The sequence below is a fragment of the Actinocatenispora thailandica genome (assembly GCF_016865425.1).
GTDB lineage: Bacteria > Actinomycetota > Actinomycetes > Mycobacteriales > Micromonosporaceae > Actinocatenispora > Actinocatenispora thailandica.
Genome location: NZ_AP023355.1, coordinates 4,232,901 through 4,255,712 on the forward strand (window position 1 = coordinate 4,232,901; position 22,812 = coordinate 4,255,712).

General features: G+C 74.6%; 20 protein-coding genes. 14 read left to right on the forward strand and 6 right to left on the reverse strand.

Features of this window, described 5'->3' with window-relative positions:
- Positions 1–106: 106 nt before the first annotated feature.
- Positions 107–253: a hypothetical protein gene (locus tag Athai_RS18855; RefSeq protein WP_203962710.1), complete on the forward strand. Its 147-nt coding sequence runs from the start codon at positions 107–109 to the stop codon at positions 251–253.
- Positions 254–263: 10 nt separating this feature from the next.
- A complete protein-coding gene (gene uvrA / locus Athai_RS18860) occupies positions 264–2,684 on the forward strand; it encodes an excinuclease ABC subunit UvrA (RefSeq protein ID WP_203962711.1) in 2,421 nt (806 codons plus the stop codon).
- A gap of 46 nt (positions 2,685–2,730) precedes the next feature.
- Here uvrA and Athai_RS18865 read toward each other — a convergent pair whose 3' ends face one another.
- From Athai_RS18865 to ahcY, 3 genes are all read right to left on the reverse strand, one after another.
- On the reverse strand, positions 2,731–3,351 hold the full coding sequence (locus tag Athai_RS18865; protein ID WP_203962712.1) for an Rv1733c family protein: 621 nt from the start codon (positions 3,349–3,351) through the stop codon (positions 2,731–2,733).
- A gap of 175 nt (positions 3,352–3,526) precedes the next feature.
- Positions 3,527–5,440: an acyltransferase family protein gene (locus Athai_RS18870; protein WP_203962713.1), complete on the reverse strand. Its 1,914-nt coding sequence runs from the start codon at positions 5,438–5,440 to the stop codon at positions 3,527–3,529.
- A 346-nt stretch (positions 5,441–5,786) separates the two neighbouring features.
- The gene (ahcY, locus tag Athai_RS18875; protein WP_203962714.1) at positions 5,787–7,235 is read right to left on the reverse strand and encodes an adenosylhomocysteinase; all 1,449 of its coding nucleotides are present in this window, start codon (positions 7,233–7,235) and stop codon (positions 5,787–5,789) included.
- 142 nt (positions 7,236–7,377) lie between these two features.
- On the opposite strand from ahcY, the gene Athai_RS18880 reads away from it, so the two are divergent.
- Positions 7,378–7,725, forward strand: coding sequence for a MerR family transcriptional regulator (locus Athai_RS18880; RefSeq protein WP_203962715.1), 348 nt, complete (start codon positions 7,378–7,380; stop codon positions 7,723–7,725).
- Between the two features lie 47 nt (positions 7,726–7,772).
- On the opposite strand, the gene Athai_RS18885 is transcribed toward Athai_RS18880, so the two are convergent.
- The gene (locus Athai_RS18885) at positions 7,773–9,332 is read right to left on the reverse strand and encodes a PucR family transcriptional regulator (protein ID WP_203962716.1); all 1,560 of its coding nucleotides are present in this window, start codon (positions 9,330–9,332) and stop codon (positions 7,773–7,775) included.
- A 196-nt stretch (positions 9,333–9,528) separates the two neighbouring features.
- Here Athai_RS18885 and Athai_RS34815 point away from each other — a divergent pair, with 196 nt between their 5' ends.
- Genes Athai_RS34815 through Athai_RS34825 form a run of 3 tightly spaced genes read left to right on the forward strand, consistent with a single transcriptional unit; the run spans position 9,529 to position 12,094 of the window.
- Positions 9,529–10,047 carry an amidohydrolase family protein gene (locus Athai_RS34815; protein WP_203962717.1) on the forward strand — a complete coding sequence of 173 codons (519 nt, stop codon included), beginning with the start codon at positions 9,529–9,531 and terminating at the stop codon, positions 10,045–10,047.
- The gene (locus Athai_RS34820) at positions 10,047–10,718 is read left to right on the forward strand and encodes an amidohydrolase family protein (protein ID WP_203962718.1); all 672 of its coding nucleotides are present in this window, start codon (positions 10,047–10,049) and stop codon (positions 10,716–10,718) included. The genes Athai_RS34815 and Athai_RS34820 overlap by 1 nt, the downstream gene beginning before the upstream one ends.
- A 32-nt stretch (positions 10,719–10,750) precedes the next feature.
- Complete coding sequence (locus Athai_RS34825) at positions 10,751–12,094, forward strand: DUF3100 domain-containing protein (protein WP_203962719.1); 1,344 nt, start codon at positions 10,751–10,753, stop codon at positions 12,092–12,094.
- On the opposite strand, the gene Athai_RS18905 is transcribed toward Athai_RS34825, so the two are convergent.
- Complete coding sequence (locus tag Athai_RS18905; RefSeq protein WP_338028182.1) at positions 12,069–12,740, reverse strand: MFS transporter; 672 nt, start codon at positions 12,738–12,740, stop codon at positions 12,069–12,071. The two genes, Athai_RS34825 and Athai_RS18905, sit on opposite strands and share 26 nt — an antisense overlap.
- The gene (locus tag Athai_RS18910; protein ID WP_203962721.1) at positions 12,730–14,004 is read right to left on the reverse strand and encodes an adenosylhomocysteinase; all 1,275 of its coding nucleotides are present in this window, start codon (positions 14,002–14,004) and stop codon (positions 12,730–12,732) included. Before Athai_RS18910 ends, Athai_RS18905 begins: the two co-directional genes overlap by 11 nt.
- A 495-nt stretch (positions 14,005–14,499) precedes the next feature.
- Here Athai_RS18910 and Athai_RS18915 point away from each other — a divergent pair, with 495 nt between their 5' ends.
- The 8 genes from Athai_RS18915 (at position 14,500) to Athai_RS18950 (ending at position 22,779) form a co-directional block, all read left to right on the forward strand.
- Positions 14,500–15,939, forward strand: coding sequence for a Helicase associated domain protein (locus tag Athai_RS18915; RefSeq protein ID WP_203962722.1), 1,440 nt, complete (start codon positions 14,500–14,502; stop codon positions 15,937–15,939).
- Between the two features lie 303 nt (positions 15,940–16,242).
- Positions 16,243–17,175 (forward strand): serine protein kinase RIO, encoded by a 933-nt coding sequence (locus Athai_RS18920; protein WP_203962723.1) that lies wholly within the window; start codon positions 16,243–16,245, stop codon positions 17,173–17,175.
- Positions 17,176–17,355: 180 nt separating this feature from the next.
- Positions 17,356–17,691 carry a PadR family transcriptional regulator gene (locus Athai_RS18925; protein WP_203962724.1) on the forward strand — a complete coding sequence of 112 codons (336 nt, stop codon included), beginning with the start codon at positions 17,356–17,358 and terminating at the stop codon, positions 17,689–17,691.
- Entirely contained in the window at positions 17,691–18,641 is a 951-nt protein-coding gene (locus Athai_RS18930; RefSeq protein ID WP_203962725.1) for a hypothetical protein, read from the forward strand. The genes Athai_RS18925 and Athai_RS18930 overlap by 1 nt, the downstream gene beginning before the upstream one ends.
- Before the next feature lie 396 nt (positions 18,642–19,037).
- Positions 19,038–19,469: a pyridoxamine 5'-phosphate oxidase family protein gene (locus Athai_RS18935; protein ID WP_203962726.1), complete on the forward strand. Its 432-nt coding sequence runs from the start codon at positions 19,038–19,040 to the stop codon at positions 19,467–19,469.
- Positions 19,470–19,700: 231 nt separating this feature from the next.
- Positions 19,701–20,843: a sensor histidine kinase gene (locus tag Athai_RS18940; RefSeq protein WP_203962727.1), complete on the forward strand. Its 1,143-nt coding sequence runs from the start codon at positions 19,701–19,703 to the stop codon at positions 20,841–20,843.
- Positions 20,843–21,418 carry a DUF742 domain-containing protein gene (locus Athai_RS18945; protein WP_203962728.1) on the forward strand — a complete coding sequence of 192 codons (576 nt, stop codon included), beginning with the start codon at positions 20,843–20,845 and terminating at the stop codon, positions 21,416–21,418. Before Athai_RS18940 ends, Athai_RS18945 begins: the two co-directional genes overlap by 1 nt.
- A 68-nt stretch (positions 21,419–21,486) precedes the next feature.
- Complete coding sequence (locus tag Athai_RS18950) at positions 21,487–22,779, forward strand: serine hydrolase domain-containing protein (protein WP_203962729.1); 1,293 nt, start codon at positions 21,487–21,489, stop codon at positions 22,777–22,779.
- Positions 22,780–22,812: the final 33 nt, after the last annotated feature.

Genomic DNA, 22,812 nt, shown 5'->3' on the forward strand with positions numbered 1-22,812 from the left:
CGGTGATCTGGCCCGCACCCGGGCTCGTGTACCTTGCTGTCCGGTACGCGTACCGATGCAGGATTCGGACGTTCAGCGCAGGAAGCTGGACACGGGGAGGATTCCAATGACTTCCGACCAGGACGAGAACGCGACCGAGCGGTCGACGGGCCGGCACGCGGCACCCGACGGCGCGCCGCGCGACCCGCGGATCGACATCAGCCGTGATCCGCACCCGGGCGTCCCGGACCACGCCGCGCCCGACGAGGACTGAGCACCCGGACGTGCGGGTCGGACCGAAGGTGCCCGGACCGGGCGACGGGTTCGTCCGGGTGACCGACGCGCACGAGCACAACCTGGCGCACGTGGACGTGGCGGTGCCGCGGGACGTGCTGGCGGTGTTCACCGGCGTGTCCGGTTCGGGAAAGTCGTCGCTGGCGTTCGGCACCATCTACGGCGAGGCGCAGCGACGCTACCTGGAATCGGTCGCGCCGTACGCGCGGCGGCTGATCCAGCAGGCCGGCGTGCCGCACGTCGGCGAGATCACCGGGTTGCCGCCGGCGGTGGCGCTGGAGCAGCGCCGGGCGGCCGGCTCGTCCCGGTCGTCGGTGGGCACCCTGACCACGCTGTCCAACCTGCTGCGGATGCTGTTCTCCCGGGCCGGGGACTACCCGCCGGGCATCGGGTTCATGGACTCCGACTCGTTCTCGCCGAACACGGCGGCCGGCGCCTGCCCGCGCTGCCACGGCCTCGGTACCGTGCACGAGGTCACCGAGGCGTCGCTGGTGCCGGATCCGTCGCTGTCGATCCGGGACCACGCGATCGCCGCCTGGCCCGGCGCCTGGCTGGGCAAGAACCTGCGGGACATCGTCGCCACCCTCGGGTACGACATCGACCGGCCGTGGCGCGAGCTGCCGCAGGCCGACCGGGACTGGATCCTGTTCACCGACGACCAGCCGGTCGTCACCGTGCACCCGGAACGCGAGGCGGGTCGGATCCAGCGGCCCTACCAGGGCAAGTACCAGAGCGCGAAGCGCTACGTGCTGCACACGTTCGCGGACTCGAAGTCGGCCACGATGCGCCGCCGGATGGAGCGGTTCCTGGTGTCCGGGCCGTGCCCGACCTGCCACGGCGCCCGGCTCCGGCCGGAGGCGCTCGCCGTCACGTTCGCCGGCCGTACCATCGCGCAGCTGACCGGCGAGCCGCTGGCCGAGCTGGCGGAGCTGTTGCGCCCCACCGCGGAGCACGGCTCACCGGACCATCCGGCGCAGCCGATCGCCGCCGACCTGGTGGCCCGCGTCGACGTGCTGTCGAAGATGGGGATCGGTTACCTGAGCATGGATCGGGCCACCCCGACGCTGTCGGCCGGTGAGCTGCAGCGGTTGCGGCTGGCCACCCAGCTGCGGTCCGGGCTGTTCGGCGTGGTGTACGTGCTGGACGAGCCGTCCGCGGGGCTGCATCCGGCGGACACCGAGGCGCTGCTCGCGGTGCTCGACGAGCTGCGCGCCGCGGGCAACTCGCTGTTCGTCGTCGAGCACGACCTGGACGTGGTACGCCGCGCCGACTGGGTGGTGGACGTCGGGCCCGGCCCCGGCGAGTACGGCGGGCGGATCCTCTACTCGGGGCCGGTTCCCGGCCTCGCCGACGCCACCGACTCGGTCACCCGGCGGTACCTGTTCGGCGGCGCGGGCGAGCCCCGCGCGCAGCGGCGCGACGCGTCGTCCTGGCTGTCGCTGACCGGGGTGCGCCGGCACAACCTGGCCGACCTGACGGTGTCGCTGCCGCTGGGCGTGTTCACCGCGATCACCGGGCTGTCCGGTGCCGGCAAGTCCACCCTGCTGCAGGTGCTGGCCGAGGTGGTACGGGCGCGGCTCGTCGGCGAGCCGACCGGCGAGCTGCCCGAGGCCGGCGGGCTCGACCCGATCGGCCGGCTGGTGCAGGTCGACCAGAAGCCGATCGGCCGCACGCCGCGCTCCAACCTCGCCACCTACACCGGGCTGTTCGACGTGGTACGCAAGGCGTTCGCGGACACCCCGCAGGCGCGCGAGCGCGGCTACCCGGCGGGCCGGTTCTCGTTCAACGTGCCCGGCGGCCGGTGCGAGACCTGTCAGGGCGACGGGTACGTCGCGGTCGAGCTGCTGTTCCTGCCCGGCACGTACGCGCCGTGCCCCACCTGCCACGGCGCCCGCTACACCCCCGAAACGCTGGAGATCGGCTACCGGGGCCGCACCATCGCCGAGGTACTGGACCTGTCGGTCGACGCCGCCGCCGAGTTCTTCGCCGACCTGCCGGCGGCGCAGCGCAGCCTGCGCGCGCTGCGCCAGGTGGGCCTCGGCTACCTGCGGCTCGGTCAGCCCGCCACCGAACTGTCCGGCGGTGAGGCGCAACGGATCAAGCTCGCCAGCGAGCTGCAGCGGCCGGCCCGCGGGCACACCCTCTACCTGCTGGACGAGCCGACGACGGGGCTGCACCCGGCCGACGTCGAACTGCTCGACGCCCAACTGCACGGGCTGGTCGAGGCCGGCAACACGGTCGTCGTCGTCGAGCAGGACCTCGCCACCATCGCCGGTGCCGACTGGGTGATCGACCTCGGCCCGGCCGGCGGCCACGCCGGCGGCCAGGTCGTCGCCACCGGCACCCCCGAGCAGGTCGTCACGCAGCCCGCCAGCCGCACCGCCCCCTACCTGGCCGCCCACGTGCGGTGAGCCGGCGCCGCGGCACCGCGCCCGCCGGCTCACCGCCGCGGGGCAGTCACCGTACCCAGTGGTTGCCGTGCGGGTTGACCCGCCGCCACTCCCGCTCCCAGGCCGCGAACCGAGCCCGGTCCAGCAGCCATCGCAGTACCAGCCACATCGTCCCCACGCTGGCCACGATGGCGAACAGCAGCCCCAATCCGGTACCGGCACTCGACATCGTCACCTGGGTTCCGGACGGCGGCGCCGCCACCGGCCGGCCGTGCCGATCGAGCCAGATCGGTACCCGGGCACCGCGGTGCAGCCCCGGCGTCGCCTCGACCGTCCCGGTACGGGGGTGGTGGCGGTAGCTCCAGCGGGCGCGTACCGGAACCGAGCCGGCGGCGCCGTCGGCGGCCACCCCGACCGCGTCGGGAGCCTCGGCCAGCAGTACCGCCGTGGCCGGCCGGCGTTCGGCCCGGGCCCGCGCCGCCGCCTCCGCACGGCTGCCGGCGATGTTCAGCCCGATCAGCACCGTCACCGGCACCGCGACGAGGATCAGCAGGACCGCGAGCAGGGCGCAGACCCCCTCGGCGCGGTCCGAGCCGCGTCGCAGCGGGTTGCCGGTACGCAGTCGGCAGCCCAGCCAGCGAACCGGGCCGAGGTGGGCCCGGGGCCGGCGGTGACGGGTGGCACCCATACGGCCGATGATGCGCCGCCGGTCGCGCCGGCATCCCGGTAATCGGAGCGAATCTCTCGTTCGTGGTCGCCGGTTCGGCCGGTCCCGGCACGCCTGCCTGGCCGTACCCGCCGGGCGGCCCCGGGCACCCGGCACCGGCGACGGCCGGGCGCCCCCGTACCGGCCGCGGTGGCGGTCACTGCACGCGGCCGGGGGGCGCCGCCCGCATCGGCGTGCTCATCGCCTCCACCACGGTCCGGGCGTACAGGTCGGCGCCGGCACCGGGCCGCGGATGGATCCGGTCCGGCCACAGCAGGTTCTGGTGCGCCCCGGCGGCGCCGCGCCAGTCGATCAGGTGCACGTTGGTGTGCGCGGACGCCACCCTGGTCAGGGTGTGGTTCACCGCGCCGCCCCAGGGCCGGGTCGGCAGGTAGACGTTGACCAGGTACAGCGTGCGGTCCGGGCCGAGCTGACCGATGATGCCCTCCAGCAGGTCGGCCGGGAACGGCCCGTTGGTGCCGAGGCCGAGCAGGACGACGGGCCGCAGCTCCCCACGGTGCGCCCAACCGGAGATGATCCCCGGCCCGCGCTGCATCGCCCGGCTGACCTTGGCGTCGATCTGGATGCCGGGCAGCCGGTGCCGCAGCGCCGGCGAGGCGGCGAGCATCACCGAGTCGCCGAGTGCGCTGATCTGGTCGCCGGGTGGCGGACCGGCCGGGCTGGGCGACGCCGACGGGCTGGGCGCGGCGGCGCTCGGCGCCGTGCTGGGCGCGGCGGCGCTCGGCGTCGGTTGGGCGGCGGGCGGCTGCTGGGCCGCCAGCTGCGCCGAGGCGAGCTGCTTGTCCAGCCCGCTGACCGGCGCCGCCGGTGCGTGCAGCAGCGTGACCACGGCGAACACGCACAGCGCGGCGACCGCGCCGACCGCGGTGAGCAGCCCGCCGCGGCGGGCCGAGGTGCGGCCCTGCACCGAGCGCCACGCCTCGCGCAGCGCGCCCCGGTACCCGTGGGTGAGCACCGGCCGCTCGATGAACCGGTAGGAGCCGGCGGCGAGCAGGACCGCGGCCGACACCTCGATCGCGCCGACGATCACGGTCCGTTGGCCGAAGATCTTGTCGCCGAGTACCAGCACCGGCCAGTGCCACAGGTACAGCCCGTAGGATCGCGCGCCGAGCCAGCGCACCGGCCGCCGCGCGAGCAGCCAGCCGACCGGCGTACGCCCGTGGCCGGTGCCGGCGATCAGCAGCGCGGTGGCCACCGACACGGCGAGGATGCCGCCCCGGTAGGTGGCGTCGCCGTACTGGTCGAGCAGCCAGAAGCCGAGTCCGATGCCGGCGACGCCGAGGCCGGAGAGGGTGGCCCCGACGGCGAGGCGGCGACGCGACCAGGGGCCCGGTGCGGCGTTCGCGGCGGGCCAGGCGATGGCCAGTACCGCGCCGACGAGCAGGCCGGAGGCGTGCGTGTCGGTGCCGAAGTAGACGCGGGACGGGTCGCCGCCGGGCTGGTAGATGGCCGCCATCGCTGCGGCGGAGCCGAGCGCTCCGAGCCCGGCGACCAGGGCCAGCCGGCGCCGGCCGCGCAGCAGTACCAGCACCACGATCAGCGGCCAGATCAGGTAGAACTGCTCCTCCACGGCGAGCGACCACAGGTGTTGCAGCACCGACGGGTCGCTGAACTTCGCGAAGTACGAGTGGTGTTCACCGATCTGCACCCAGTTGCTGGTGTAGGTCAGCGCGCCGAGCACCTCGGTACGCAGTTGGTGCAGCGCGGAGCGGTTCACCAGTGCGGTACCCACGACGGTGGCGAGCAGCATCGGGAACAGCGGCGGCAGGATCCGCCGGGCCCGCCGCAACCAGAAGTGCCGCAGGCTGATCCGGCCGGTACCGACGCGCTCGGCGACCAGCAGCCGGGTGATCAGGTAGCCGCTGATGACGAAGAAGACATCGACGCCGAGGTAGCCGCCGGGCAGCCAGGACGCGCTCAGGTGGTACACCAGGACCGCGGTGACCGCGAGAGCCCGAATCCCGTCCACTCCGGGCAACCGGGCGGTTCGCCGGCTCGGTGGGCCGGGCGGCGTGGACTCGGCCGGGCGCACCTGCATCGCGTTCGCCATCGCTGCCACCCCCGTAGCCACCGCCGGGCGCAGTCCACACTGGACAGTGAGATCCCCGGGTCGGTTTCAGGTTAGGCGGCGTGACCGTCATCGGATGGGATAACAGGACAATCGGCGATATCGAGGTCGATCTATTGATCTGGGAAGCTCGCGTGTTCCGTACGTTTTGTCGTTTCGACCGGCGCGGCGCCCGCACCGGACCGGCCCGCTCCGGTACCCTGCCCGCCCGAGCTGTCCACTGTGGACGCACTCGACCCGGTGAGAACGAAACGATCCGGCGCGGTGACCGTTACGGTCACCGCGCCGGATGTGGCTGGCACCACCGGATGCCCGGCGGTCCGCTGCCTCAGTAGCGGTAGTGGTCCGCCTTGTACGGGCCCTCGACCGGCACGCCGAGGTACGACGCCTGCTGCTCGGACAGCTCGGTGAGCCTGACCCCCAGCGCATCCAGGTGCAGCCGCGCCACCTTCTCGTCCAGCACCTTCGGCAGCCGGTACACGCCGATCGGGTACTCGGCGGGCTTGGTGTGCAGCTCGATCTGCGCGATGGTCTGGTTGGCGAACGAGTTGGACATCACGAAGCTCGGGTGCCCGGTCGCGTTGCCCAGGTTCAGCAACCGCCCCTCGCTCAGCACGATGATGGTGTGCCCGTCCGGGAACTCCCAGACGTCGACCTGCGGCTTGATGTTGGTGCGGCTGATGCCGTCGATCTTCATCAGGCCGGCCATGTCGATCTCGTTGTCGAAGTGGCCGATGTTGCCGACGATCGCCTGGTGCTTCATCCGCGCCATGTGCGCCGCGGTGATCACGTGGAAGTTTCCGGTCGCGGTGACGAAGATGTCGGCCTGCTCGACCACGTCGTCCAGCCGCGCGACCTGGTAGCCGTCCATCGCCGCCTGCAGCGCGTTGATCGGGTCGATCTCGGTGACGATCACCCGGGCGCCCTGGCCGCGCAGCGACTCCGCGCAGCCCTTGCCGACGTCGCCGTAGCCGCAGATCACCGCGGTCTTGCCACCGATCAGGACGTCGGTCGCGCGGTTGATGCCGTCGATCAGCGAGTGCCGGCAGCCGTACTTGTTGTCGAACTTCGACTTGGTCACCGAGTCGTTCACGTTGATCGCCGGGAACAGCAGCTCACCGCGCTCGGCCAGCTGGTACAGCCGGTGCACGCCGGTGGTGGTCTCCTCGGTGACGCCCTTGATGCCGGCGGCGACGTTCGTCCACTTCTGCGGGTCGGCGGCGACCGAGGCGGCGAGCAGCTTGAGGATCTCCGCCTCCTCCTCGCTCTCCGCGGTCTCCACCGCCGGCACCGCGCCGGCCTTCTCGAACTCCAGGCCCTTGTGCACCAGCAGCGTCGCGTCGCCGCCGTCGTCCAGGATGAGGTTCGGACCACCGTCCGGCCAGGTCAGGGCGCGCTCGGTGCACTGCCAGTACTCCTCGAGCGACTCGCCCTTCCAGGCGAAGACCGGCACGCCGGCCGGCTTCTCCGGGGTGCCGTTCGGGCCGACCGCGACCGCGGCGGCGGCATGGTCCTGGGTGGAGAAGATGTTGCAGGACGCCCACCGGACCTGGGCGCCCAGCGAGGTCAGCGTCTCGATCAGCACGGCGGTCTGCACCGTCATGTGCAGCGAACCGGTGATGCGGGCACCGGCCAGCGGCTGGGTCTCCGCGTACTCGGCGCGCAGCGACATCAGGCCGGGCATCTCGTGCTCGGCGAGCTGGATCTCCTTGCGACCGAACTCGGCGAGGCTCAGATCGGCGACCTTGAAGTCGTCGTTCGGCTTGTCAACGGACACGTCATCTCCTACTTGTCGATTCGAGGCGACCGCACACCTGCTGCCCGCGGACCTCGGAGCCTGCCGGCGAGTCTAGGTGGGTACTCCGGCCCACCGCATCCGAGGCCGGCAGTTCCTGACACAAGAATGTCAAGATGGCGGCATGCGCATCACACAGGCCGCCGCCCGGCTCGGACTCACCCCACGGATGCTGCGCTACCGCGAGCGGCTCGGCCTGCTGCCACCCGCCCACGACGGCCGCGCCGGCGGCGCGCACCGCCGCTACACCGACGCCGACCTCGCCACCGTGGCACTCACCCTGGCGATCGAACGACAGTACGACGTGTCCCCGGCGGCGCTCGCCTTCGCGGTCCGGGTACTCGCCGACCCGGAGGTCGCCCGCCGGGTCCGCGACCTCGGCCAGCGGCTCGGCCGGCTCGCCCCACCGCCCACCCGCGCCCTCGACTTCGAGAAGCAGCGCGCCCTCCGCTGGCTCAACGGCACCGGCTGACCAGCGCCCCGCAGCGGCCGGGCGGACCGCGACCCGACGAGCGGGCGTCAGGGGCGAGCCGGTGGGTCGTCGCGCCACAGGTCCATCGCGAGGTGCAGGTCGAGCCGGTCCCGTTCGGTGCGCAGCGGCCGGCCGATCAGCCGCTCGGCCTGGCGCAGCCGGTACCGGACGGTGTTGACGTGCACGTGCAGCGCGGCGGCGGTGTCGCGCCAGGAACCGGAGCGGTCCAGGAACGCCGCGAGGGTCGGTACCAGGTCGCTGCCGTGCACCCGGTCGTGCGCGAGCAGCGGGGCGAGCCAGCGGTCCCGGTGCGCCGACCGGGCCGGCTCCGGTACCAGGCCGAGCAGCAGCTGCCGGCTGCCGACGGCCTGCCGGGCGGCGACGGTCAGGCGGCCGGTGCCCCGTTCGGTCCAGCCGTACGCGGAGTCGGCGGCCGAGCGTGCGGCCGGCAGCCCGGTGTCCACCCGGGCCGGTTCGCTGATGCCCACCCGCAGCCGGTCGCCGGCCGCGAGCGCGGTGCGGTACCAGTCGAGCCGGTCGAGCACCGCTGCCGTCGGATCGGTACCGGCCGGCAGGTACCCGGTCACCGTGCCGTCCGGGTGCGCGACGGTGGCCGCGGGGCCGCCCGGCAGCTCGGCCAGGATCCGCCGGGCCACCGCCGTGGGCGTCGCGGGCCCGGTCAGCCCGGCGCGCAGCACCACCACGGTCTCGGGCAGTTCCGGCGCGTCGACCCGTGCCGCCGGAACCGCACCGGTGGTCGCATCGCCCGGCGCGGGCGGACGCTCGTCGCCGGCGCCGAACTCGGCGGCGGGTGCGCTGGCGAGCTCGTGCAGCGCGTCGCCGCGACGGTCCGGCGCGGCCGGCGCCACCGCGCCGAGCGCGTCGACGGTGACCTCCACGGTGGCGGCGAGGTCGTCGGGCCAGTCCGTGGACTCCCCCGGTACGACGAGGTAGCCGGTGAGCCGGCCGGCGTCCTGCGCCAGGATCGGCACCACCGTGTGCGGGGTGTCGCCGACCGACACGGTCACCGGCAGTCCGGGTGCATCGATGCCGGCCCGCCAGGCGCTCGCGCGCAGCGCCGGTCCGGCCGGCCCGGGCTGGCTGCGCAGTACCAGGCCGGCCGGGGTGAGCTGCAGGCAGCCACCGGCGCCGGCGGCGACGAGCGACACCAGCCGGTCCGGGTCGGGCTCGGTGCCGCTACCGACCAGTTCGGCGGTCAGGTCGGCGTGCCGGCGGCGCTCGCGCAGCAGCAGCCGGATCACCGTCTCGGTCAGGAAGTTGAACGAGGTCTGCACCGGCACCGTCAGCAGCGCGAGCCCCTCGGCCCGGCACGCCTGGACCAGCCCGGCGGGCATCTCACCGTGCTCGGCCAGCCCGGCGACGAGGCCGGCCGCCCGGGCCCGGCACAGCGACGCGACGAACGTACCGGCGTCGGCGGCGCCGCGGTACCAGCTGAGGCTGGTGAGCACCAGCTCGCCGCCCGCCATGTAGCGGGCCGGGTCGCGCAGGTCGGTGGTGTACACCCAGCGCACCCGGCGGGTCAGCCCGGCCGGGACCACCACGCGCAGCGCGAGTTCGTCCAGATCGATCAGCTGGGCGAGGCGCATCGTGGCCGACCCCCTCCTCCTCGCTGGAGGATGCTACAACGCAGTGCCCGGCGGGCGGCCGCAAGTCTGTCCCGGCGGGCCCTCACGCACGCCGTTCACCTCGTGTTTTACTGGCTCCGGCGGGCACCCCGGCGCACCGGGCTGGCGGTTCGTACAACGCCCCGCCGTCCATCCTGCGAGGAGTGTGCAGTCCACCATGCGCCTGTCCGGAATCCGGGTCTGGGACGGCACCGAGCAGCTCGGCCCGGCCACCGTCGAGTGGCAGGAGGGCGCCATCACCGAGGTCGCGCCCGGCGGTACCGAGCGGTGGCCGGAGCTGTCGCTGCTCCCGGGCCTGATCGACACGCACGTGCACCTGACCGGGCCGGCCCGCCCCGGCGACTACACCTACGGCACCTGGCCGCTGGTCACCACCGTCGCCGAGCAGGCGCTGCACGCCGCGGCGCACGCCCGGCGCGCGCTCGCCTGCGGCGTGACGACGGTACGGGACATGGCGAGCGACGAGCGGCCGGTCGCGCTGCGGCGGGCGTTCGACGCCGGACTGCGCGACGGCCCGCGGGTCCTCGCGTACGGCGTGGTCAACATGACCGGCGGCCACCAGGACCTGTTCACCCCGCCGGACGCGCCGCACCGGCCGCCGACGGCCGACGGCCCGGACGCCTGCCGCACCCTGGTCCGCCGGTACGCGCGGGCGGGGCCGACGGCATCAAGGTGATGACCGGCGGCGGTGTGCTGTCCACCGGCGACCGGGCCGGCTGGCGCAACTACACCGCCGCGGAACTCGACGCCATCGTCGACGAGGCGCACGCGCTGAGCCTGCCGGTCGCGGCGCACGCGCACACCGAGGCGGCGATCGACGCGGCGCTCGCGGCCGGCGTCGACTCGATCGAGCACGGCACCCTGCTCACCGCCGAGCAGGCCGCGACGATCGCCGCGCGGGGGCTCACGGTGGCGCCCACGCTGGTGATCAACGACGGGATCGCCGACGGCACGGTACCGGCGTCACCGGACAGCCGGGCCAAGGCGGCGGCGCTGATCGCCGACCGGGATCCGCGGCTGCGCGCCGCGGTCGAGGCCGGCGTCCGGTTCGTCCTCGGTACCGACACCAACGGGTCGATGCTGCCCTGGGGTTCGCTGTTCGCCGAACTCGACGCGATGACCCGGGTACTGGGGCTGACCGCCGAGGCGGCGCTGACCGCGGCGACCTCGCACGCCGCGGCGGCGGTCGGGCTCGGCGACACCATCGGCCGCATCGCCACCGGGCATGCCGCCGACCTGCTGCTGGTCCGCGGCCGGCCGTGGACCCGCATCACGGACCTGTCCGCCGACAACGTCGTCGCGGTCATCTGCCGGGGCCGCCTGATGCACGGCGCGCTCCCCGACTGACACCACCACACCCCCACCCGGTCGGAGTCGTCATGAACTCGGTAGCCACCGACGCACCGGCGCGGCACGCCGGTACCCGGATCTTCTGGCTGGTCGTCGCGCTGTCCACGGTGGTGGCGGTGGTGAGCCAGGCGATCGGCCCCTTCCAGTTGAAGGTGTGGCGCAGCCAGATCGGGCTGCTGCCCATCATCTACGCGGTGATCATCGCGGCGGTGCTCAGCATCCAGCGGTTCCGGCCGCTGCCGGTCGCGGCGCAGCGCACCTCCGCGGCCCTGGTCGCGCCGACGATCGCGGTGTTCATGGCCCGGCTCGGGCTGCTGATCGGGCCGGAGATCGAGACGCTCGGGAAGTCCAGCGCGGCGCTGCTGCTGCAGGAGGTCGGGCACGTGTTCGGCTCGGTGATCTTCTGCCTGCCGGTCGCGGTGGTGCTGCTGGGGCTGGGCCGCGCGAGCGTGGGCGCCACGTACTCGATCGACCGGGAGCCGATGATCGGCATCGTGGCCGAGCGGTTCGGCGCCGATTCCCCGGAGTACCGCGGCGCCCTCGGCACGTACGTGGTGGGCACCGTGTTCGGCGCGATCCTCGCGGCACTGCTGGCGAGCGTCCTGGGCTCGCTCGGGGTGTTCAGCCCGCACGCGCTCGCGATCGGCTCCGCGGTCGGCTCCACCAGCATGATGCTCGGCGCGGTCGGCGCGCTGTCGGCGACGTTCCCCGACCAGGCGCACCAGATCTTCGCCTACTCGGCCGCGGCCAGCGCGGTCACCAGCCTGACCGCGACGTACGCGGCGGCGTTCCTCGCCCTGCCGCTGACCCGCCGGCTGTATCCACTGTGGACGAAGGTGGCGGCCCGGCTGGGCCGTTCCGGTACCGCGGTCGAGCCGCTGCCCGCCGCCGGCCTGCGCCGGCCGGCCGAGGCGACCGGGGAGTCCACCCCGCTGAGTATGCGCGAGACGGCGACCGCGCTGGGCGTGTTCGGTCTGGTGATGCTCGTCGTGCAACTGGTCGCGGTGCACAAGCTGACGCTCGCGATGATCGGCGGCATGGTGCTGCTGCTCGCCATCGCGTTCGGTTCGGTTCTCGTCGGCCGGTACGTGCGGTGGCTGCCCTACATCGTCGTCACGATGGCGGTGGCGACGCTGATCTCGGCGCCGTTCTTCCCGCTGGCGCACCAGATCCTCGCCCTGGTGGCGGACATCGACCTGGTCGCGCTGGGCGTACCGGTACTGGCGCTGGTCGGGCTGTCGCTGGGCCGGGACGCGCGGGCGCTGCTGTCCAGCGGCTGGAAGCTGGTACTGGTGGCGGTGACCGTGGTGATCGCCTCGTTCGTCTGCGCCACCGCGGTCGCCGAGTTCAGCATCCACTTCCTGTCGCTGTGACCGGCGGCTCCGGGCCAGCCTCGGGTTCCGGGTCGGCGCCGGATTCTCGCGCCGGCCCGCCCGGCCCCGCGTCGGCCGCCGGAGCCGGCCCCGCGGGGTCGCCGGTGGCCGCCCGGGGCTGCGTGGCGCGGTCCGCACCGCGCAGCGCGACCATCGCGTAGACACCGCCGATCAGCACGAGCAGCCCGGCGGCCAGCAGGACCGTGTCGAGCCGGCCCAGGTGCACGCCGGCCACGTCGGTGCCGAAGCCGAGCAGCACGGTACTGGCCAGCCAACCGGCGACGGCGACCCCGGCCAGCGACGCGACCTGCTGGATCGGGTTGAGCACCGAAACGACCCGGCCCAGCAGCCGGGACGGGGTGGCATCCAGCAGGATCGGGCTCAACACCGAGTTGATCGCGCCCAGCGGCACCGCCAGCACGACGATGACCACCAGCCCGGCCAGCAGCGCCGGCATCCGCGCGTACACCATGGTGCCGAGGCCGATCAGGACCAGGCCGATCGAGAACACCCGCGCGTTGCCGAGCCGCGCCGCGATCGCGGCGGCACCCAACGCGCCGACCACCGAACCGACGCCTTCGGCCATGCCGATGGTGCCGTACCAGCTCGCCGCGGCATGCCTCGCCGGGCCGCGATCAGCCGGGATCGGCGCTGCGCCAGGAACTCAGGTACGCGCGCTGGCTGTCGGTGAGGGTGTCGAGGTGGATGTCGCTCGCGGCCAGCCGCAGATCGGCGACCTGCCGGTCCAGCTCGGCCGGTACCGGATGGACCCCGGTCGGCAGCAGTTCGCCGGTGGCGAGCCACGCGGCGGTGAGCGCCTGGCCGGCGAACGCGAGGTCCATCACCGAGGGCGGGTTGCCCTCGGCGGCGGTCAGGTTGACCACCCGCCCCTCGGCGAGCAGTTGCAGCCGCCGGCCGTCGGCGAGCACGTACTCGTCGACGTAGGCGCGCTCGCCGATCCGCCGCTCGACCGCGAGGTCCGCCAGCGCCGGGATGTCGATCTCGACGTCGAAGTGGCCCGCGTTGGCGAGCACCGCGCCGTCCGGCATCACCTCGAAGTGTTCGGCGCGCAGCACGTCCCGGTTGCCGGTTGCGGTCACGAACACCTCGCCGCACCGGGCCGCCTGCGCCATCGGCAGCACCTGGTACCCCTGCAGCGTGGCGTCCAGCGCCCGAAGCGGGTCGACCTCGGTGACCAGCACCCGGGCGCCCAGGCCGCGAGCGCGTTCGGCGATGCCGGTACCGCACTGGCCGTAACCGGCGACGACCACGGTGCGGCCGGCGAGCAGCAGGTTGGTGGCCCGGACGATTCCGTCCACAGTGGACTGACCGGTGCCGTACCGGTTGTCCACCAGCCGCCGGGTCGGCGTCGCGTCGACCGCGACCATCGGGAAGCGCAGCACGCCCTCCCGGTGCATCTGCCGGGCCCGCAGCACGCCGGACGCGGTCGACTCGCAGCCGGCGCGTACCGCCGCGGCGAGGTCGGCGCGGTCGGTGTGCAGCGTGTTGACCAGGTCGCCGCCCTCGTCGATGACCAGCGTGGGAGCGAGATCCAGCGCACCGGACAGGTGCCGGCGGTAGGTCTCGGTGTCGACGCCGGAGCGCGCGTACACGCCGACGCCGTGATCGGCCACCAGCGCCGCGGCGGTGTCGTCCTGAGTGGACAGCGGGTTGGAGGCGGCCAGCCGGACCTGCGCGCCGCCGGCGACGAGCGTGCTCAACAGGACCGCGGTCTCGGCGGTGACCTGCAGGCAGGCGGCGACCCGCTGACCGTCGAGCGGGCGCTCGGCGACGAACCGGGCGCGTACCGAGGACAGCGCCGGCATCGCCCGCTCGGCCCACGCGATGCGCCGGCCCCCGGCCGCGGCCAACGCCAGGTCGGCCACCTCGTACGTGTCACCCGTGTGCATGCCGCCACCCCATGCCCGGAACCCTACGTGCCGCCCGCCCCCGGCGCCGGCTGCCGGAGCACGCGAGCGGCCCGCAACCGGCCCGGGGCCCGCGCCGAGGGCAGCGCGGCACCGTCGCGCACCGGTCGGCCCGGCGGTAGCCGGTGCCGGCCGTCGATGGCGATCCGCCGGGCCCGCCGTCCGAGTGCACCGGGGCCGCGGCGGCCGGGATGGCGGGTACGAAACCGGCGTGGTCACCCGGAAGGGGACGCCACCGCCCGCCGCCGACCTCGTTGGACGTCTTGCCGCGCCGCCACGACCACGTCGTCGGCCGCGGCGAGCGGGCCGGCCGCGGTGGCGCCCGGTGACGAACCGGACACCGCGCTACGCGAAACCCTCCGTGGTCGTTAATGCACGGAGAGGCGCATCAGGGTCGATGTTCGTGGTAGCACCCACGCTCGGGCGCGCCCGCCCGCAGCCTCGTCGACCGCGACGGCACGTACTTGGGAGGCGAGAGTGGCCGCACCGGCCCGGACCAGGCAAGCCCCGAACAGACCGCTGCCGGCGACCGGACCCCGGCCGGCACCCGCCGGGGCGACCCGGCCGCTGCCGGCGAGCTTCGCGACGGCACTGGCCGCGCTGCGGGCGTACGCGGCGGCGCACGGGGACTGCTACCCGCCCCGCGACACGCTGATGCCGGACGGCCGCAACCTCGCCACCTGGGTCAGCAACGTGCGCTACGCGTACCACCGGGGCACCCTCGCCGCCGAGCGTGCCACGGCACTCGCCGCGGTACCGGGGTGGGTGTGGCGCAGCAAGCGACCCCGGCGGCGGCTGGACACCGGACTGTCCCGCTGGTCGGTCGGGTATCCGGCGCTGGTCGCGTGGATCCGCGCCCGCGGCACCATCCCGCCGGTCGGCGCGCTCGACGCGGACGGCTACCGGGTCGGCCGGTTCGCCCGCAACTGCCGCCAGCACCGGGACCGGCTCAGGCCCGAGCAGCGCGACGCGTTGCTCGCCCTACCGGGCTGGCGCTGGGACATCTCCGCGGCCCGCCGAAAGGACCGGACCGACCGGCTCGACGCGCTGCGCACCTTCGTCACCACCCACCACCACCTGCCCCAGCTCGACGCCGCCGACCCGGCGGAACGGGTACTCGCCGGCTGGGCCCGCCGCTCGCACGCCGGTATCGCCGGCGAACTGGCCGCCATCCGGCGAGCCGCGGTACCCGACACGTGGCTGCGTCGCTACCGGTTGGCCGCCGCCGGCGACACCGGAAAGTCCACCGTGGAATGGATGAGCCGACAGCGGGCGGCGCTGCGTGCCGGCACCATGCCGGAACCGCACCGGGCCCTGTTCGGGCGCATCCGCGGCCGCCAGGAGCAACGCTGGTACCAGCGGGTCGAGCAGCTGCGCGGCCTGCTCGCCGCCGGCCGGCACCCGGACGAGTCGGCGCAGGGCTGGCTGACCCGGCAACACCGGCGCGCCGCGAACGGCACCCTGACCGCCGAGCAGGCCGCCGAACTGGCCGCCCTCGCCGACCAGGTCGCCGCGTTCCGCGCCGCGCACCCGCGGCGGCGCACCGCCGTCGACTGCCAGGGGCCCGGTTGCACGGCACGGATCCAGCCACCCGCGCGGGGTCGGGCGCCACGGTACTGCGGCCCGGCCTGCGCCACGGCGGCCCGCGGCCGGCCCGCCGCGACCTCGCCCGCCGCCCGCTCGGCGGCCGCGCTGATCCGGCTGGTACCGGCGCTGCAGCGGGTCGCCGCCGGCCAGCTGTCCGGGCTGCCGGCGCTGACCCGCCGGGTGCAGCGGGCGACCGACTCGCTCGCCGGTACGCACCCGGGGCCGCCGCCCGCCGCGCGGCGCCGGGTCCGCCGCCGCTGGCGCACCCGGAGCGCCGGGCCGAGCAGTCCGCAGCGGACGGTGGGTCCGGCGACCGATCCGGTCAGGTGAGGTCGACGACGGGGCGGATCGCCACCTCGTCGACGTACCCGTGACCGGTCTCGCAGCGGGAGAGAAATTCGGTTGCGGGTGGGGAGCGGCATCGGCTAACGTCCCGCTCGGTCGAGCGCCTGCCCGTCGGGCGGCGCCGCCGGGGTGTCGGGCAGTGGCCCGACGACGAACGAAGGGAGGGGTGACCGATGGCCGTCTTTGTGCTGCCGTGCGCCCCGCGGGGCGCCCACGACGCCCTTCCCATCGCCTCGCCCACCGGCTGAGCACACGCCGCGGTGGGCGCCGTCAAGGAGACCCACCACAGTGGACGAGCAGGACAGTTTCACCCCGATCCGCCGCCGCGGCGGCAAACGACGCCTGGACGACGCCAGCTACGACCTCGACGCGGCGTTCGCCGACTTCGCGGCCAGGTTCGGTGCCGCCGAGGACGGCCCGGCGCCGGACGCGCCACCGTTCGGCGACCGGTGGACCACCTGGGACCAGTCGCAGCCGCTGCAACGCGGCCCGAAACCGCACCCGGACTGGGTGATCACCGACCTCGGCGCGGTCGACACCGAGCTCGGCATCCTCAAGACCGGCAAGGAGGCGGACGTCTTCCTGATCGAGCGCGCGGTCCCGGACACCGACCGGTCGGTGCTGCTCGCGGCCAAGCGGTACCGCGACTCCCAGCACCGGATGTTCCACCGCGACGCCGGGTACCTGGAGGGCCGCAAGGTGCGCGAGTCCCGGGTGAACCGGGCGATCGCGAAGCGCACCTCGTTCGGGATGGAGGCGATCGCCGGCACCTGGGCGGCGGCCGAGTTCGATGCGCTGTGCCGGATGTGGCGCGACGGCATGGCGGTGCCCTACCCGGTGCAGATCGTCGAGACCGAGCTGCTGATGGAGTTCATCGGCGAACCGGACGGTACCGCCGCGCCTCGGCTGGCCCAGCTGCGGCCGGCCGCCGACGAGCTGCACGACCTGTGGCGGCAGCTGCGCGCGGGGCTCACCGTGCTGGCGCGCGACGGGTACGCGCACGGCGACCTGTCGGCCTACAACCTGCTGGTGCACCGGGGTCGGCTGGTGTTCATCGACGTGCCGCAGATCGTCGAGGTGATCGGCCATCCGCGCGGGCGGGAGCTGCTGTCCCGCGACGTGCGCAACGTGGGCAGCTGGTTCGTCGCGCGCGGGCTGCCGGCGGACGAGGTCGACGCGCTCGCCGCCGACTTGGTGGCCGACGCCGGCCTGGCCCGCTGACTCGCCCGTCGAGGCCGGTACCGCCCGCTTGCCCGGTACCGGCCGGGGTGCCGGCGCGGACACCGGGCCGAGGTGCCGGCGCGGACACCGGGCCGGCCCGGGTACCGGCTGCCCGGGTGCCGGTCGCCCCGGAGGATGCGCGATGGACATTAGTGTGTGGCACACAGTATCGTGTGGCACGTGGATATCGCCGAGTCGATCGCGAGCCAGGCGCAGGAGCTGCGCCGGGGCACCGTCGTGCTGGCCTGCCTGGCGCTGCTCGCCACCCCGCAGTACGGGTACGCGCTGCTGGAGACGCTCGACGCCGCCGGCGTCGCGGTCGACGGCAACACGCTCTACCCGCTGCTGCGCCGGCTGGAGAAGCAGGGGCTGCTGACCAGCGAGTGGAACACCGACGAGTCCCGGCCGCGCAAGTTCTACCGGACCAGCGCCGAGGGCGCGGCGGTCCGCGACGGGCTGATCGGTGAGTGGCACGACCTGGTCGACACGATCGACCGCCTGACCAAGGAGACCTGATGGATACGCTCACCGAGCGGTACGTGCACGAGGTGGTCCGCCGGATCCCCGCCGCGAACCGGGACGACGTCGGCCGGGAGCTGCACGCGACGATCACCGACACCCTGGAGGCGCGCGCCGAACCCGACCGCGACGCCGCCGAGCGGGCCGTGCTGACCGAGATGGGCGATCCGATCCGCCTCGCCGCGCGGTACGCCGACCGGCCGCTCGCGCTGATCGGCCCCGACCTCTACCCGACGTACGTGCGGCTGCTGACGCTGCTGCTCGCCACGGTCGTGCCACTGGTCACGGTGATCAGCACCGTCGCCGACGTGCTGGAGCACGACGAGTTCGGTTCGGCGGTCGGTGCCGCGGTCGGTACCCTGGTCACCGTCGGCGCGCAGGTCTTCGCCTGGTTGACGCTGGGGTTCTTCCTCCTCTCCCGGTACCCGGGGCGGGCGGCGAAGGCGCGGGCCGCGGCCTGGACCCCGGACGCGCTGCCGCGGCGGCGCGCCGCGGATCGACCCACCGCCGCGCCGATCGCCTCCGCGGCCTGGCACGCCGCGCTCGCCGGGCTGCTGATCTGGCAGCAGGTCGCGCTGCCCTACCGTGCCGGCGGCGGCGAGCGGCTGCCGGTGCTCGACCCGGCGCTGTGGTCCGGCCTGGCCTGGCCGATCCTGCTCGGGCTGGTCGCGCTGACCGGCCTGGACGTCGTCCGGGCGACCGGCCGCGGCTCGGGCGTCCGCCTCGCCGCCGGGTACGTGCTCGCCGAGGCGCTGTGCACCCTGCCGCTGGCGTGGACCGTGCAGCGGCACGCGATCTTCGACCCGAGGTTCCTGGCCGACGTCAACGGCGGCTGGACCACGCCCGACTCGTTCTACTCGGTCACCGCCCTGGTCGTTCTCGGCATCGGGGTGATCGAGGCGGCCAAGCGGATCCGCGAGGCGCGCGCCACGCCCGCGCCACGCTGACCCGCCGCCCCCGACCACCGGTGCCGGCCCGGCGCGGTACCCACCACTCGTGCCGCATCGACCCGCTGCCCTTGCCGCACCGGCCGGCGGCCCCCGGCGCGCGCCGCGCCGAGCCGCCGCTCCGGGCCCCGGGCCCGCCCACCGCGCCGGGCACGCCCGGCGCGCCGACCCGTGGCCCGGACCTGGCACCCCAGGCGCGACCCGCGCCAGCCCGGTCAGGTCGGCTCGCGCGCGGCGATGCGGCCGGCTCGCCAGGCGTGGAATCGGCGGTTTCGGGGCCGGTGGCGCTCGGCCGCGGGTTAGCGTGCCGGAGGAGGGTCCGTGGGCGCGTCGCCTGCCGTGGTGCCGGAACGGGCCCGGCGAGGTGGCCCGGCCGGCCGACGGGAGGTCCGTGCGATGGCACTCGACCAGGCGCAGCGCGCCGAGCTGCTGGCGACACCGCTGGTGGCGACGCTGGCCGTGGAGGACGGTACGCATCGCGGGCCGCTGGTGGCGCCGATCTGGTACGCGTACCGGCCGGGCGGCGACTTCGTCATGTTCACCGGTGCCGGGTCCCGCAAGGCCGCCGCGATCCGGCTCGCCGGCCGCTGCTCGCTGCTGGTGCAGCGGGACCGACCGACCTACCGGTACGTCGGTGTCGAGGGCACCGCCGGTCTCAGTTCGGCGGACGCGAGCGTGGTGCGGGAGATCGCCGGCCGCTACCTGACCGGCGCCGCGCTGGACGACTACGTCGCGGAGATCGTCGCCGACCCCGGCGCGTCCGTCGCGATCACGCTCACCCCGCGGCACTGGGTCTCCGCCGACATCGGCCTCGGCACCGCGGACTGAGCAGTCGCCCCCGCCCCCCGATTGCGATCGGGCCGAACCGGCGCGCCGGACAGGCGAAACGCGGAATCCGCGTGCATCGTCACCGTAGCGACCCGAACCGGCGGCGTGTCCTGGTGCGCGGCCCGTCGTTGCACCGATCGAGGGAACCCGCATCGCGCAACTCGCCCGCCGGGTGGCTGCACGGCGCGGCGACCTCGGCCGAGAATGTCCCCACCCCCGAACGGACATGACGTGGCAACTCTGCGATCGGCACCGTTGAAGACCCGGTTGAGGTGGGCGATCGTCGGCGTACTGGTCGTGCTCGCCCTGCTCGTGTCGTACGCGACGGCGATCACCTGGTACGCCGCGACCCGCCTGCACGACGCGCCGCTGCACACCGCGACCTGGCTGGTCGCCGCGATCGGTGCGGCGCTCGCCGCTGCCGTCGCGGTGGTCTGGGTCCGGCTGGCCCCCGCGCACGTCCTGACCCAGCTGCGCCGGCTCGCCGACAACGCGCACCAGCTGTCCGACGATCTGAGCCGGTTCGTCCGCCGGCTGCGGCACGGCGAGCACGTCGACCCGAAGTCGGTCCTGCGGCCGATCCAGATCGGTACCGACGAGTTCGGTGCGGTGGCCCGGGCGCAGCAGTCGCTGGCGACCGACGTGGTGGCCGCCACGCTGGAAGAGGCGCGGCGGGAGAACGACCTGAGTCTCGCGCTCGGCCTGGCACGCCGTTTCGCCGAGCCGACCAGGGCGCTGCGGACCACGATCGTCGAGTGGCTGCGGCGCACCGAGCTGACCCCGGAGGACACCACCCGGCTGTACGCGCTGGAGGCGCACGCCCAGCGCATCCAGCGGGCGGTGGACAACATCGTCATCGCGATGGGTGAGCGGCCGCTCGCGCCGCACCGGCGGCCGCAGCGGATGGTCGACGTGCTGCAGGCCGCCGTGCAGGAGACCACCGACCACGTCCGGGTGTCGTTCCTGCCGGTACAGGAGTGCCAGGTCGCCGCGGACACGGTCGCCGAGCTCATCCACGTGCTGGCCGAGCTGGTGGAGAACGCGACCCGGTTCTCCCCGCCCGGTACGCCGGTGACGGTGGCCGGCAGCCTCGGCTCGCACGGGTACTGCGTGGAGATCGAGGACCGCGGCGACGGGCCGGGGCCGGCGGCGCTGGCCGAGCTGACCGCGATCGCCCGCGACCCGGATCCGCCGGTGTTGCACGCGGCACGGCTGGGCCTGACGGTGGTGGGTCGGCTCGCCGCGGCTCGCGGGATCACCGTCACGCTGCGCCCCAGCCCGTACGGCGGAACGACCGCGATCGTGCTGATCCCGCCGGCCCTGCTGCACGACGTGGATGCCGAGGCGCTGCTGCCCTCCCGGGGCGGCGTGTGATGGCCGCGGGGGAACCGGCAACCCACCGGCACCGTGCGGACTGGACCACCGGGCAGGACGGGGCAGCGACGCCCGCCGGCACCTGGGGTACCGGAGGCGGCTGGCGTGGCGAACCGGCCGCAGGCCGCTGGCATGGTGAACCGGCCGGAGGCGGCTGGCGTGGCGAACCGGCCGGCGCGGGAGGCTGGCGCATCGACCCTGCCGGAACCACGCCGACGAGCACCCCGAACGACCGGGAGGAGGACGAGCTGCCGATCGTCGCCGCGTACATGGTCACCCGCGGCCGGGTCGCGGCGACGCCGTACAACCGGACCGCGACCGTGTACGGGCGGCCCGGCGACACGGCCGCCGTCTACGGGCTGGACCCGGCGCACCTGCGGGTGCTGGACATCGTCAACGCCCGGCCCAGCGCCGTCGCCGAGATCGCCGGGCTGATGAACGTGCCGGTGGTCGCGGTACGGGTACTGCTGGACGAGCTGGTCGGTCGCCGGCTCGTCGCGGTGACCGGCCCGGACGGCCCGCCGCCGACCCCGGCGATACTGACCCGCGCGCTGTCCGGCCTGCGCACGATCTGACCGGCCGCGGAGGCGGCGCCGCCGAGCCGAAGCGAACCCGGGCGGGCCGGTTCGGTAGGTTCGCCGGTATGGACTTCGACGCGGCGCGGTGGCGGGATCGGTTGGCCCGGTTGAGTTCCACCGCCGGGGTTCCCGGTGCGGTGCTGGGTGTGCTGGTCGACGGTACGGTGCACGAGGTGGCGACCGGGGTGCTGCACGTCGGCACCGGCGCGCCGGTCTCGACCGGCTCGCTGTTCCAGCTCGGCTCGCTGAGCAAGGTGTACACCGCGACGATCGTCCAGCGGCTGGTGGACGCCGGCCGGGTCACGCTGGACACCCCGGTTCGCGCGATCCTGCCCGAGTTCCGGCTGTCCGACGCCGCGGCCACCGACGCGGTGACCCTCCGGCACCTGCTCACCCACACCAGCGGCATCGACGGCGACTACTTCCACGACACCGGCCGCGGCGACGACTGCCTGGCCCGCTACGTCGCGGCCTGCGCCGACCTCCCGCTGGTGCACCCGGTCGGCGCGACCAGCTCGTACTCCAACGCCGCGTTCAGCATCGCCGGCCGGGTGATCGAGGCGCTCACCGGTACCAGCTGGGACGCCGCGCTGTCGTCGGTGGTGCTGGCGCCGCTCGGGCTGCGGCACACCGTCACGCTGCCGGAGCAGGCCCTGCGGTACGCGACCGCGATCGGGCACGAGGACGGGCAACCGGTGCCGCAGTGGGGGTTTCCGCGCTCCACCGGCCCGGCCGGCGGCGTACTGGCGACCGCCGCGGACGTGCTGGCCTTCGTCGCGGAGCACCTGCGCGACGATGCGCTCGCGCCGATGCGCGAGCCGCAGGCCGAGGTGCCGACCGGCTGGGCGGTGCAGCGCCGCGGGCTCGGCTGGCAGCTGTACGACTGGTCCGGCCGGACGGTGTTCGGGCACGACGGTGAGACGCTCGGCCAGTACGCGTACCTGCGGGTGGTGCCGGACCGCGGGGTGGCGGCGGTGCTGCTGACCAACGGCGGCGAGCCGAACCCGCTCTACCAGACGCTGTTCGGCGAGCTGCTCGGTGAGCTGGCCGGCGTGGCCCCGCCCCGGCTCGCCGCACCGGCGTCACCGCGGCCGGTCGACGCGGCGCGCTACACCGGGACCTACCGGAACCTGGTGCGGACCGTCCGGGTCGACGAAGCGGCCGGCGGCCTGCGGGTGCACAGCCGGTACGCGAGCGAGCTGTCGGCGCCGAGCGAGCAGACCGTGACGCTCGTTGCGCTGCGCGACGCCATGTTCGTCGACACCGAGCAGTCGCCGTCGGGGTGGCACTTCCTGCCGCGTCCCGACGGCCGGTACGACCTGTTCCAGGGCGGCCGGCTGCTGCCCCGCGCCGACTGAGGCACCACCCCGGCCGACTCCCGGCCAGCCGGT

What these genes read in the sequence shown, in the direction of transcription:
- Athai_RS18855 (WP_203962710.1), top strand. Translation starts at nt 107, where the DNA reads ATGACTTCCGACCAGGACGAGAACGCGACCGAGCGGTCGACGGGCCGG.
- Athai_RS18865 (WP_203962712.1), bottom strand. Translation starts at nt 3,351, where the DNA reads ATGGGTGCCACCCGTCACCGCCGGCCCCGGGCCCACCTCGGCCCGGTT.
- Athai_RS18870 (WP_203962713.1), bottom strand. Translation starts at nt 5,440, where the DNA reads ATGGCGAACGCGATGCAGGTGCGCCCGGCCGAGTCCACGCCGCCCGGC.
- Athai_RS18880 (WP_203962715.1), top strand. Translation starts at nt 7,378, where the DNA reads ATGCGCATCACACAGGCCGCCGCCCGGCTCGGACTCACCCCACGGATG.
- Athai_RS18885 (WP_203962716.1), bottom strand. Translation starts at nt 9,332, where the DNA reads ATGCGCCTCGCCCAGCTGATCGATCTGGACGAACTCGCGCTGCGCGTG.
- Athai_RS34815 (WP_203962717.1), top strand. Translation starts at nt 9,529, where the DNA reads ATGCGCCTGTCCGGAATCCGGGTCTGGGACGGCACCGAGCAGCTCGGC.
- Athai_RS34820 (WP_203962718.1), top strand. Translation starts at nt 10,047, where the DNA reads ATGACCGGCGGCGGTGTGCTGTCCACCGGCGACCGGGCCGGCTGGCGC.
- Athai_RS34825 (WP_203962719.1), top strand. Translation starts at nt 10,751, where the DNA reads ATGAACTCGGTAGCCACCGACGCACCGGCGCGGCACGCCGGTACCCGG.
- Athai_RS18910 (WP_203962721.1), bottom strand. Translation starts at nt 14,004, where the DNA reads ATGCACACGGGTGACACGTACGAGGTGGCCGACCTGGCGTTGGCCGCG.
- Athai_RS18930 (WP_203962725.1), top strand. Translation starts at nt 17,691, where the DNA reads ATGGATACGCTCACCGAGCGGTACGTGCACGAGGTGGTCCGCCGGATC.
- Athai_RS18935 (WP_203962726.1), top strand. Translation starts at nt 19,038, where the DNA reads ATGGCACTCGACCAGGCGCAGCGCGCCGAGCTGCTGGCGACACCGCTG.
- Athai_RS18945 (WP_203962728.1), top strand. Translation starts at nt 20,843, where the DNA reads ATGGCCGCGGGGGAACCGGCAACCCACCGGCACCGTGCGGACTGGACC.
- Athai_RS18950 (WP_203962729.1), top strand. Translation starts at nt 21,487, where the DNA reads ATGGACTTCGACGCGGCGCGGTGGCGGGATCGGTTGGCCCGGTTGAGT.